10 protein-coding genes and 1 pseudogene are annotated in these 11,817 nt (G+C 70.3%); 2 read left to right on the plus strand and 9 right to left on the minus strand.

The genetic code is table 11. The features are described from left to right. Positions 1-42: 42 nt before the first annotated feature. The 4 genes from ACIA5D_RS46190 to ACIA5D_RS46205 form a co-directional block, all read right to left on the minus strand. Positions 43-855, minus strand: a complete 813-nt coding sequence (locus ACIA5D_RS46190) for a PIG-L deacetylase family protein (protein WP_396037054.1) — start codon at positions 853-855, stop codon at positions 43-45. Next, positions 852-2,057 (minus strand): glycosyltransferase family 4 protein, encoded by a 1,206-nt coding sequence (locus ACIA5D_RS46195; protein WP_396037055.1) that lies wholly within the window; start codon positions 2,055-2,057, stop codon positions 852-854. The genes ACIA5D_RS46190 and ACIA5D_RS46195 overlap by 4 nt, the downstream gene beginning before the upstream one ends. Next, positions 1,979-3,121, minus strand: coding sequence for a YbhN family protein (locus tag ACIA5D_RS46200; RefSeq protein ID WP_396037056.1), 1,143 nt, complete (start codon positions 3,119-3,121; stop codon positions 1,979-1,981). The genes ACIA5D_RS46195 and ACIA5D_RS46200 overlap by 79 nt, the downstream gene beginning before the upstream one ends. A 543-nt stretch (positions 3,122-3,664) precedes the next feature. Next, positions 3,665-5,647, minus strand: coding sequence for a putative bifunctional diguanylate cyclase/phosphodiesterase (locus ACIA5D_RS46205; RefSeq protein WP_396037057.1), 1,983 nt, complete (start codon positions 5,645-5,647; stop codon positions 3,665-3,667). A 394-nt stretch (positions 5,648-6,041) separates the two neighbouring features. On the opposite strand from ACIA5D_RS46205, the gene ACIA5D_RS46210 reads away from it, so the two are divergent. Further along, positions 6,042-6,164 carry a hypothetical protein gene (locus ACIA5D_RS46210; protein WP_396037058.1) on the plus strand — a complete coding sequence of 41 codons (123 nt, stop codon included), beginning with the start codon at positions 6,042-6,044 and terminating at the stop codon, positions 6,162-6,164. A gap of 216 nt (positions 6,165-6,380) precedes the next feature. Next, positions 6,381-6,661: pseudogene (locus ACIA5D_RS46215) on the plus strand (methyl-accepting chemotaxis protein); the annotation flags it as partial. 262 nt (positions 6,662-6,923) lie between these two features. Here ACIA5D_RS46215 and ACIA5D_RS46220 read toward each other — a convergent pair. The 5 genes from ACIA5D_RS46220 to ACIA5D_RS46240 are packed head-to-tail and all read right to left on the minus strand — an operon-like array spanning position 6,924 to position 11,786. Beyond that, positions 6,924-7,271, minus strand: coding sequence for a DedA family protein (locus ACIA5D_RS46220; protein WP_396037059.1), 348 nt, complete (start codon positions 7,269-7,271; stop codon positions 6,924-6,926). Positions 7,272-7,292: 21 nt separating this feature from the next. Beyond that, entirely contained in the window at positions 7,293-9,893 is a 2,601-nt protein-coding gene (locus ACIA5D_RS46225; RefSeq protein WP_396037060.1) for an ABC transporter permease, read from the minus strand. Beyond that, entirely contained in the window at positions 9,890-10,513 is a 624-nt protein-coding gene (locus ACIA5D_RS46230) for an ABC transporter ATP-binding protein (protein WP_396037061.1), read from the minus strand. The genes ACIA5D_RS46225 and ACIA5D_RS46230 overlap by 4 nt, the downstream gene beginning before the upstream one ends. Continuing rightward, positions 10,510-11,163, minus strand: a complete 654-nt coding sequence (locus ACIA5D_RS46235; protein WP_396037062.1) for an ABC transporter ATP-binding protein — start codon at positions 11,161-11,163, stop codon at positions 10,510-10,512. The genes ACIA5D_RS46230 and ACIA5D_RS46235 overlap by 4 nt, the downstream gene beginning before the upstream one ends. Beyond that, positions 11,160-11,786 (minus strand): hypothetical protein, encoded by a 627-nt coding sequence (locus ACIA5D_RS46240; RefSeq protein WP_396037063.1) that lies wholly within the window; start codon positions 11,784-11,786, stop codon positions 11,160-11,162. The genes ACIA5D_RS46235 and ACIA5D_RS46240 overlap by 4 nt, the downstream gene beginning before the upstream one ends. Between the last annotated feature and the right edge of the window lie 31 nt (positions 11,787-11,817).

Genomic DNA, 11,817 nt, shown 5'->3' on the forward strand with positions numbered 1-11,817 from the left:
AACCGTGGGTCGCGAACCGGCGTCGTCATGACCGGCGGGCCGTCACCGCAAGGTGGCGAACACGTCACCGATTCGATGCACAGCCGGTGGACGACCAACTTCGATGAACCATTCCCGTCCGGCGACCAACCGGAACAGAGGACCGGGGAGCCGGCCAAGTAGTGCGACAGTCCGCAGCCGTGAGCCGCCCTCAGCCTGGCTCTCGTGCGCGCGCAGGGCAATGCGTTTCTGCCGCCAAAAGGCGCCGACGTCGATCAGATGAGTCGTTTCGGATACCGAGCTGTACGCGTCCGATGTTCGGTTCAACGGCAACCGCGGAAGCATGGGGCCGGCCAGGCGCATCAACCGAAGTGCCAGCGCTAGCCTTCCGCGGTCGACGGTCGCCTCAAGCAGCACGGGGATCGCCGCCGCAGCAGCGGCATAACAGGCCACGTGATGCAGGTGGCGGTGGTCGGGGTGACCGTAACCGCCATGTGCGTCGTAGCTGGTGAGCACATGTGCCTGTTCCGCACGGAGGATAGCGATCAAGCCCGCCGCGGCCTGCTCAACCGGCACGTCAACGAATCGTGGTGGGCGGCCGGACGCCGACGGCGCGTCGCCGTGCAGGCCGGAGTCGCGATAGCCGAGGACGGCGACGCGGGCACAGCCGAGTGCCTCGGCCGCGCGGCGCAGCTCGGCCTGCCGGCGAGCACCGAGCTTGTCATCGCCGTCGGCGCCGCCGGCCTCACCGAGGGTTGCGACGACGAGCACGACGCGGTGACCCTCGGCGGCGACGCGGGCCAGCGTGCCGCCCGTGAGCAGGCTCTCGTCGTCGGGGTGGGCGTGGAACGCGACCAGCGTGAACCGTCGCGTCATCCCGGCGCCCCGACTGTGCCCGGGACCAACGGGTCTGCCTGGCGCCGGATCGCTGCCTGGTACATGGCATCGGCGGCCTCGAGCACCGACGGCCAGCTCATGGGGGGTGTCGTGGTCCGGTTGCGGCCGGCGACGACAGCGAGCCGGGCCGGATCGTCCAGGAGGCCGGCGAGCGTCTCGGCGAGCTCCCCGTCGGAGCCGACCAGCCATCCCTCGACATCCGGCCGGATGAAGTCAGCGATGCCGGTTCCGGCGCGAGCCACGACAGGAAGGCCGGCCGTGCGCGCCTCCAAGGCGGCGATACCGAATGATTCGCGCGATGCTGGCGCGATGTACAAGTCGGCCGTGGCGAGAACGCTGCGGATCGCCGGGCGAGGCAGGGCGCCCATGAGCTGGATGCTGGGAGCCGAACCGGAGTTGGCGGCGCGCCTTTGCAGGCGCGGCAAGAGGGGTCCGTCGCCGACCAGGATGGCACGGAACCGGCCAGGATGGCTGGCCTGCAGGGCGAGCAGGACATCGACCAGGGCGTGTGGCCGCTTCCGGCGAACCATACGCATCACGCTGACGAGGGTCGGTATCGGTGGCCGGCCGGGCGGGCGGGAGATCCGCCAATCGCCAGGATCGATGCCGTTCGGCAATACCTCGACGACTGTGCTGTCCAGCGCCGCGCTCACTGCTCGTGCTGCCACGGTGCTGACGGCTGTCCACACCACGGGCCACGTGGTGGCACGCTGCCAGCGAGCGTACCGGCGGATCAATGGCAGAAAGTCGTGCCACATGGAATGCACTGAGATGACCGTTGGCAGCCCTGTCGAGCCCGCCATCCGGGCCGCCGTCCACGACAGCGGAGAGAAAGCGGAGATGTGTACGTGCACCAGCTCTGCGGCGCACCTGCGCAGAGCGGCAGCCAACTCGGCGTCGGGGATCCGGCGGTAGGGGCCCGCGCCGAGCCGGCGGGACACGCCGAGCCGATGAACGGGGACATCGGGTTCGTGATCGTCGCCGTGCGCGGTCGTGGTCAGAACGAACGAGTCGTCGCCGCGTCGCCGCTGACGTGCGACGAGGTCATGGACTTGCCACTCGACGCCGCCAAGCCGGGGCAGGTAGACGTCGCTGATGTGAGCTATGCGCATATCGGTGGGGCCCCATCCCGGCGCCGTCGTGCGTCCGAGTGACCATGCAGCCGCCTGGTGGCCCACCATCCAAGGCCCACTGCAGCGCCTACGGGAATCTCGGCCGCGAACACGAAGGCGCGGAAGAGCAGGACTCCCGCGAGCGCCTCGGTGGGGTGGACGCCGAGCGCGATCAGGATGGTCACCATGCCGGCCTCTGCCGATCCGGCGCCGCCTGGTGTGACCACCAGCAGCGTCATCATCCGCTCTGCGGCCAGAGCGGCGAACACCACTGACGGAAGCGGGTGCAGTCCGACGGCCACCAGACAGCACCACAGCAGCAGGGCCTGAGCGAGCCAGTAGCCGGCCATTCCGAGCGTCAAAGGCAAACGGCGGCGCCGCACCAGCACGTCGGTGCCCTTCAGCAGCGCAGAGACCGTGGCCGGCCACATCGTGCCTACCGGCCGTGCTCGCCGTCGGATAGCCCAGGAACAGGCCCGGGCCGCCAGGCTCACCATGCGATGCAGGGGTGCGGCCCGTCCGCACAACGCCCGGAGCAGCAGCACTCCGGCCACAAAGGCGACGGCTCCGGGGATCGCCCAGGTACCGCCGGTCGCCGGAGTGACGGCGCCCGCGGCGAGCAGAGCTGCCAATGCCACGGCGGGCATCAGCAGCTTGGCGATGATGTCGCAGCCCTTCGACACCACGACGAAGCGCGCGAAGTCGAGGCGGCTGTGCCCCCACGAGCGGGTCATGCTGAGGTTCAGCGCCGTCCCGGCGAGCCCGCCCAGCGGCAGCACGTTCGATACGGCGCTGCCGGTCAGGTTCAGTGTCAGGGCGCGGAGACGACTCAGCCCCGGCAGCGACGCGGCGAGCACGATCGCGTGCACGTACAGCCCCAATATCCAGACGAGGCCGAGCCCGAGGACGTCGAACCAGGGGAGCCTGCCGATCAGCCCGAGCGCGGCGGTCCAGGAGGCGCCGGCGGCCGATGCGCGGCTGGCAGCCCAGGCGGCCACCGCGATAACGACGACTATCAAGATTGCTCGCCACAACCGCCCGGCAGAATCGCGTGCGGGGGAAGTGGGCTCCTGCATGGCAGCTTTCATGTCCGGGCGCCGGCCGACGAAGGGGTCCACCACCACGTAGGGCATCGCGACTGGCTTCGTATCGGCACGCGATCCTCCGTCGCTCTACCGCATGGGACGGGTCACGATCACAAACGTCGACTGAGGGAACGCTGAAAGAGGGGCGCCGTCGATCGTCGGCGGCATCAGCTGAACGCAATGCCGCCCGATTTTCACGCATGTCGTCGAACACCATCTCGATGGTCGCAATTTGGCAATCGGGCCCCCGACATCCCGAATGGCTCGGACCCTGACGCGCGTTTCCGGCTCGGCTTCGTCGATCTTCGATCATCATCGGACCGTCATGCGAGCCCGTGACCGGCCTGCACGTGCTCGCCCGCCTGAAACCGACCTGGCGATTGACCGGATCTCGTGCCGCAACGCCGCCTGTGCTGGCTGCTACCGACGTGCCGCCACCCGGGCGGTCACATCTGTGGTCGCGATCTGACGGTTCTCCTGCTGTGGCCCACGACGGCTGGCTGGCGCGACCTGATCCCATCAGCGCCCGGAATGGGGGAGCGGCGGCTGGGTCTTTCAGGTTCGGGAGACCATCGATCCACAGCCCGGCGGTCAGGACATGGGCGGGGTATAGGCCGGGGGGTTTGATTCGATCGGGACCAGGACGCCGGTCGCCGGTCGTGCCGGCTGCTGGCGCAGCCAGTCGGTGAACGCGTTGGCCGGCATCGGGCGGGCGTAGTGATAGCCCTGGGCGATGTCGCATCCGAGCCGTTGCAGGGCGGCGACATGGGTGGCAGTTTCGACGCCTTCGGCGACCACGGTGAGGCCGAGGTTGTGGCCGAGGTCGATGGCGCCGCGTACGAGTGCGGCATCGTTCGGGTCGCTGTTCATGCCGAGGACGAAGCTGCTGTCGATCTTCAGCTCGTCGATCGGCAGGCGTTTGAGGTACGCCATGGAGGAGTAGCCGGTGCCGAAGTCGTCGATGGATAACGTGATGCCGAGGCCGTGCAGCTCGGTCAGGGTGCTCAGTGCGAGCGCCGGGTTGGCCATCACGGCGGTCTCGGTGACTTCGAGCCGCAGCAGGGTGGCGGGGAGCCTGAACTCGGCGAGGAGCTTGGTGACGTGCTCGACGAGCATGGGATCGAGCAGACAGCGGGGGGACAGGTTGACTGAGATCGCGGTGGGGTGATCGTCGTCGAGCCAGGTGCGGCCCTGCTTGATGGCGTGGCGCAGAACGCACAGGGTGAGCCGGTTGATCAGGCCGGTCGTCTCGGCGATGGGAATGAACTCGGCGGGCGAGACCGCGCCACGTACGGGGTGATGCCAGCGCAACAGCGCCTCTGCTCCGCGGATGGTCCCGGACGCCAGGTCGACCTTGGGCTGGTAGTGCAGCTGCAGCTGGTCGGTGGCGTCGAGGGCGCGACGGAGGTCGCCGAGCAGTTGTAGGCGGCCGGCATCCTCGGTGTGCATGTCGGGGGAGTACAGGACTGCACCGGTCTTGGCGTCCTTGGCCGCGTACAGGGCGATGTCCGCGTGCCTGAGCAACGCGTCCGCGCCCATCGGCCCGGTCGTGGTGGCCGCGCCGATGCTGGTCTCGACATCGACGGTGATGCCGCTGATGAGGAAGCTGCGGTGCAGCTCACCGGTCAGGCGGTCGGCGAGGGCGAGCGCTTCCTGGGCGCCGGTGCCGGGGAGCAGGACAGCGAATTCGTCGGCGGACAGCCGGGCGACCGTGTCGCCGGTCCGGACGGTGGCCGCGACACGTTGGGCGACCTGGCGCAGAAGGTCGTCGCCGTAGGAGTGTCCGAGGGTGTCGTTGACCTCTTTGAACCGGTCCAGGTCCAAGATCAGGACAGCGACGTCACGGCCTGCGTCCACGACGTCGGCCAGCCGTTCGTTGAGCAGAACCCGGTTGGCGAGGCCGGTCAGCTCGTCGTGCTGGGCGCGGCGCCGGCTGTCGGCGGCCTGTCGCAGCAATGCCCGCTGATATCCGATGGTGACGGCGGTGAAGGCGGCCAGCAGCGCCAGGCCGACCCCAAATCCGGCGACGGTGGTGGCGAAGACTGCGGTTTCCACCCGGTGCAGCTGCCGGAGAGTCTGCTGCGCTACGCGGGCATGCGCGTCGGTCGCTGTCTGGACCAGATCGCTGATGCGGCCGAACGCCGGATCGACCTCGTCGTTGTCGATGCGCAGCACGGTGGCCGGATCGCCGGTGTCCACGGCGGCGAACATCCGCGCGATGGCGGTGACATAGCCCGCGTGGAGCGACCTCAGGGAGGTCACCAGCTCGCGATCGGCGGGGGTGCCGCGCGTGTAGACGTCATCGAGTGCCTGTTGCAGGTCGTCGCCGGCCTGGCGGTGGCGCTCACGGACCTCCGTGCCCGGTTCCAGGCGGTACTTGCGCTCGAGGGATTCCTCCGCCGCGACGGCGTCGAACGCCCGGTCGTACGCCTTTGCGAGCATCGCCGACCGGCTCGCTGTCTGCGCCGAGCGGCGGGTGCTGGCGGCGCCGAGCACGCTGAGCGCGGTCAAGGCCAGCAGAACGCCGGCGAGACCGATCGCCGCGACGCGCCGGATCCGTTGTGAGCGACCCACTGCCCCACCCCCCAACTCTGCTGCCGTTCGCACATGTTGCGGTTACATCGGCGCTGCGGACACCGAATTGACGATTCCTTGTCCTCTGTGTTTGTCCGCGATGTTTGCTCAGGTGGGGCCTTTTACCGCCGATGGAGCGGACAACGGGGCGGGAGTGCGCTCGCCGAAAAGGCGCAGTGATGGCCGTTTGAGGACGTGGCAATGCCGGCGTCGCAAGGGGTTGGGCCGGTGGGTCGACGATAGGTGACCGCGTACCAAGATGCTCGCTCCGGTAGTGCTTGCGGTGCTCGGAACCGTAGTTGTGCTGTGGTCGGGGTTACGACGCTGCGTTCGGCGGACAGCCGCCCACGCTCTGTACAACCACACCGCCGTGCCGTTGGCGGATCTTGGCACGGTGCGAGACGGTATCGGCGATGCTCGCCGCGACCTGCGTGATCTGGCCGTCAGCGCCCCGAGCGGGCAGGCGCAAATGCTGAGCGCGATTCACGACACGGGCCAAACGGTGGCCGCGCTGTGACCGCTTCTGAAACGGACAGCGGGAGTCTGGACGCCACTCGCAGCGGTCTGTTGGCTAACGTGCGCACCGGATTGACTCTGTGGCGTGAGGTCCGCGACACCCACGTGGTGCCCGCGGCAGAGGTTGGCGACATCGCCGCGGCGCTTCGTGTGATCGCCGGAGCCCTCGACAACAGCGACGCCGCCTACGCCGAACCGTTGGACAGCCTGCCCGGGTGCCGCCGAAGCCGTCGCTCTGGCCAGGAACACTGCCCAGACCATGAGCAAGCTGGACGCGTCGTCCGCGCAGATCGGCACGGTCGTCAAGATGATCACTGCGATCGCCGAGCAGACGAACCTGCTGGCCATGAACGCCACGATCGAGGCGGCCCGGGCGGGGGATGCCGGCAAGGATTTCGCCGTGGTCGCCAGGAAGTCAAGGACCTGGCGCAAGAAACCGCGAAGGCAACCGAGAACATCTCCCGGCTCGTCGAGGCCATGCAAGGACGCGACGACGGGACAGAGAGCCGCCGCCGACGGACGTATGGTCGCGACTGGAGGAATGTCTCATATATTGCTTTTATCACCTGAACACGATTCGCGTGCCCGGAACGCCTAGCTTCCGGAGTTGTCCAGTGCACGCCGAGCCACACTCGCGACCAGCCGACCGCGCCGGCGTACAGCACGGCGACCAGCCAGAGGCCTGAGCGCCCGCTACGGGGCGCCGCCCGCAGCGACCGCGCCGCAGGTTCGGGGGAGGGTCGTTCGCGGCCGACGGCGTTCATCGGTGGACCGCGACCTGACCCACGCCCCCGGCCAGCATGACGATCAGCGTGGCGTTGGCCACGAGTTGACGGGCGTAGCGGTGGGCGAGAGCTTCCAGCTGCTGGGCGTGCCGGACGACGACGAAGGTCAGCACGCCGAAGGCGGCCGCGCCGATGCCGACGTACGTGATTTGGCCCGGCACCCCTTGCAGCTGCTGCCAGGACGCTCCGGCGCAGTGGCCGCCGAGCACCACGGCCGCCGCCCACACGCCTCCGCCGATGGCGTTGAAGAGCAGGAACCGGCGGTACGGCATGCCGGTCATGACGGCGAGCGCCGGTACGAGCGCGCGGTCGTGAGCACGCACCTGAAGGCGAGCGGCCGACGCTCACAGGTCCCGTAGGCGCGAGGGGTCCACTCGTCCGGCCCAGCGGGTGGCCAATGCCGTCGCGAACGCCGCGCTGGTGCCCACGGCGAGCAGGACCGCGCCGACGAACGTCCACGGCACCGCGGGATGTTGCGGCGGCGGGTCGAAGATCCCGTTCAACACCTTGATCAGCTCGGCGGCGATCACGGCCGCGGCAATGAGTCCGCCGATCACGCCGGCGATGGTCAGCGCGCGTGCCTCGGTCCACAGGAAGCCGGCTCGCTGCCGGGTCGAGGCGCCCAGCACCGCCAGCGCGGTGGTTGAGCGCCGCCGCTGGGCGGCGCCGACCACGAGCACCAGGCCGGCGCTCGCCGCGGCCAGCAGAATCCCGAAGGCCAGGGCCAGACGGGAAAGTCCGGACAGGCTGCCGGCGGCGAGGCCAGAGGCCGAGGGCACGGCGACCCGGGGAGCAGTGATGTCGTTGACCAGCGCCGCCGCCGGCGCGCGGATGGCCCCGGACACGGAGGCCGGCCGGTCGGTGCGTACCAGCAGGGTCTGCACCGCAGAGAGCCCGGTTGCGGAGGCTACGTACGAGCGGTTGGCCACGACGAAGCTGTCGCGCGGCGCGGTGGCGAACTCGGTGATCACGCCGACGACGTGGAATCGGACTGTGCGGTAGGCCCCACCGGCGTCCTTGAGGCGCAGCTGCACCAGGTCGCCGGTGTGCAGCTGGTAGTCGTGCAGCGTCTCCTGGGAGAGCAGGGCGCCGTCGGTCGTGGCGGCGAGCCGGCCGAGTGTCGACTTGATGGAGCTGCCGGGGGTGAACGCGTCCTGCAGGGGAGCGGCGCGGCCGACGGTGGCCGCGTCGATGCCGTACAGATCTTGCAGGTCTGGCCCGACGTAGACGAGCCGGTGGCTGACCTGTTCCACGGCCGTGGCCCCGGGGACGGCGGCGATTGCCGGATCCAGGCCGGTGGTGTTGTCCGGCGGGAGCGTGACGGCGACGTCGGACCCGACCGTGAGTGCCGTGTCGAGGCGCGCCTGCTGGTCGTAGGTGTGGGTGAACACCGCGGCCGAGACGGTGACGGCGACGGCTATCGCGAGGCCGGTGACACCGCGCGCTATCCGGACCCGGCGGCGGCGGACGACGTCGTGGCGCAGGTCGGGCATGCGGCCGTTGCGGTCGGCTGCCGGTGTGCGGGCGGGCCGGTTCAGGGTCAGTACTGTCACGCGCCAGATCAGCAGGGCCAGTCCCGGCCACGCCAGTGCCGGGGCCAGCAGGGCGGCATAGTTCACCGACGCCACCGGTACGCCTTCGGGAACGACCACTACCTGGTAGCCGCCGCGAGCGGTCAGCCAGAACACGATCGCCGAGCCGGCCAGCAACAGCCCGTCGAGGCCGAGGCGAAGCGCGAGCGGCGGTCGGGTCGACGGAAGCGGATTCACGCCCGCCTGCACCGTCGGCGAGGATCCGCGCAGCGTCCCGGCGAGCGGTGCGAGTTCGGTGGCCAGTGCCAGCAGCGTGCCCGCCAGGGCACCGGCGGCCAGCCAGCCCGCCGACGGATTGCCGTACGCCCCGAAGCGGGGCGCGAGCAGGGCGGCGCCGGCCCCGATGGCCGCGCCGAGCAGCCCGTCGAGCAGCGCGGTGCCGCCGATCAGGATCGCCGCCCGCCGGGGGCTGACCCCGCGTAGCCGCAGCAGCGTGAGGTCACGGTGCTGCCGGTCGTTGCGCAGCGAGACGACCAGCGCGGTGACCACACCGGCCAGCAGCAACCCGGGCACGCCGAGCAGCAGAACCAGCAGCCGGGCGTAGGTCGCGTCCTCCCGCGCCGCCGACAAGGAGGTTCCGAGGTTGTCGCCGATCAAAGCGCCGCCGGCCACCGCCGCGACGAGATGGTTGGCCCGGCGGGTGACTTCGTCGGCGGCCTTCGCGGGATCGGTGGGCAGCGTCGCGCGATCGAGCCGGACGTGAAATTGGTGCACCACGGTCGCGCCGGCGGTAAGCGTGGTGAACTGGGCCGGACTGACCAGCACGACATTGTCCGGTGGCGCGCTGGCGCCGGATCCGGACGGTGCCCCGACGACCTGGAAGAACGAATCGGCGTTGGGCAGGTCGGCCACGCCGGCGATCTGCGCCGTCCGCCGGGCGCCCAGGACGGTGACGGTCGTGCCCGGGCCGGCGCCCAGGTTGGACGCGGTTTGCTGCTGCAGGATCACCCCACCGGCGGCGCCGACGAGCGGGCGGATCTCGCCGGGGGCGAAGGATCGATAGTCATCGGGAACGGACACGACATAGGCCGCGCCCGTCGTGTGGGTCCCGGCGTCGGAGGAGGCCGAGCTCAGGCCCGGCACCTTGGCGTAGTCGACGGCACGGAAGCCGAGCAGTCCCGGGACCTCGCGCAGGGCCGTGGCCGCGACCGCGGGATCGCTGCCCGGCGTGACCTGGACCTGCCAGTCGACCGGTAACCGCTCTGCGGCCCGCAGAGTCAGCCGCGCTCCGGTCTGGGCGGTGAATGATCCGAGCAAGATCAGAAACGCGACGGTGAGCGCTACGGACACCGCGGCCGCGATCGTCTCGGCCGGGCGCCGCCGCATTGATTGCAGCACGTATCGAAGGATCATCGGGCAAGCTCCTGGTCGGGCTGCCAGGCGATCGCGACCTGCGCCGGGAAGCGGGCGGCGACGTTCGGGTCGTGCGTCGCGACGACGAGGGCGGTCGCGGTGCTCGACGCGTACGCGGAAAGGGTGTTGATCGTCTGGACACCGGTGGCCTGGTCCAGGGCCGCCGTGGGCTCGTCGACCAGCAGCAGGCGCGGCCCGACCGCCAGCGCGCGGGCGAGCGCGACCCGTTGCTGCATGCCGCCGGAGAGCTCGGCGGGCAGCGCGTCGTCGACGTCGTCCAGTCCGAGCGAGGTCAGGTGAATGCGGGCCTGCTCGTTCGCGTCGGCGGGAGCGACGCCACGGATCCGCAGGCCCAGGGCGGCGTTCTGCAGGGCGGTCAACTCGAGGACGAGCGACGGTGCCTGAGGCACGTAGACGACCTCCTCCGGTTTCAGGCGCATGTCCATGGATCCGGCCGAGGGGGTGATCAGCCCGGCGAGCACGAGGAGCAGGGTGGTCTTGCCGGAGCCGGACCGGCCGGTCACCGCGTATTGCTCGCCGGCCGCAAGCTCGAAGGACATCTTGCCGAGGACGACGCGGCCGCCGAGGCTGACCGAGACGTCAGTGGCGGACAGGATCACGTGAGCCTCCCGTCGACCAGGTGGAGAACGCGGTCGGCGTGCGCCGCGACCGCCGGGGAGTGCGTGACGATGACGGCCGCGCCGTCGCGGGGGCGCCAGGCGCCGATCAGGCCGAGGATGGTGGTCTCCTCGTCGCGGCTCACCTCCGCGGTCGGTTCGTCGGCGAGCAGTACGGTGGGGGAGCCGGCGAGCGCGACCGCGAGGCCGGCCCGGGCGGTCTCACCTCCCGACAATGTGCGGGGCAGGCTTCCGCGCACCGCCGCAAGCCCGAGCCCGTCGATGAGCTCGGCCGGGCTCGGCCCGCCGGGCCGGCCGAGCGAGGTCGCTAGCTGGATGTTTTCCCGTACGCTCAGATGGCCGAACAGGCCGCTGCTCTGGGTGAGGAAGCCGATGTGTTGGGCACGAATGCGGGCCGCGGCCGCCGGACTGCGGTGACTCAGCCGCTGGCCGGCGACATGCACCGCGCCTCCGTCCGGATCGTCGAGTCCGGCCAGCAGGCTCAGCAGCGTCGACTTGCCGGAGCCGGACGGCCCGGTGACTGCCAGGGTTTCGCCCGCCGCGCAGACGACGGAGACGTCCTTCAGAGCCGGGATCTCAGTGTCGCCGCGCCGGAAGAAGCGGTGCAGCCCGCGGGCTTCCAGCGGCGTCATAGGATCTTCAGGCTGGTGATCATGGTGTGGTACGCGTCGACATTGTCGGCGCCGACCGGGCCGAACAACTCGACGATGACCTCCCGGCCGTGGGACACCAGTTCGTAACGCTCGACCTCGTCGCGGTATTGCCGCCCGGTGACCGCGTCGGGCGCCGAGTTGCGGCGATAGACGATACGCACGCCGTGGCCGGCCGGCGCAGTTGCGTCGGTGATGGTGCGCAGCTCGAACGCGGCCTGACTGCGCGCCAGCACGGGCACATCCTGCTGTTTGGCGGTTGCGATAGTCGGCGCGGTGGTGGCGGCGCCGGTGGAGGCCTGCACGCCGTTGAGCTTGTCGGTGAAGGTGACGGTGGAGCCGTGAGTCTTCTCGGCCCAGCCCTCAGGGTGCGTGAACCGGTACCGCCCGGCGGTGTTCGAGTAGGCGACGAACGCGATGTTGTCCGGGATGTCGCCGGGCGGATTACTCTCGGCCGCGACAGCGGACTGCGCAGCGGCGCTCGGTTCGGCGCTCGGTTCGGTACCGGCCGTCGCCGCGGATGCGGTCGCCGCGGGAGCCGTGGCCGTCGGCGTGCCCGCGGTGGGGCCGCCGGAGCTGCACCCGCCCACCAGCACGACCAGCACGACCAGCACGATGTACGGATTTGGTCGTCTC

The sequence above is a fragment of the Actinoplanes sp. NPDC051513 genome, from assembly GCF_044454685.1.
GTDB lineage: Bacteria > Actinomycetota > Actinomycetes > Mycobacteriales > Micromonosporaceae > Actinoplanes.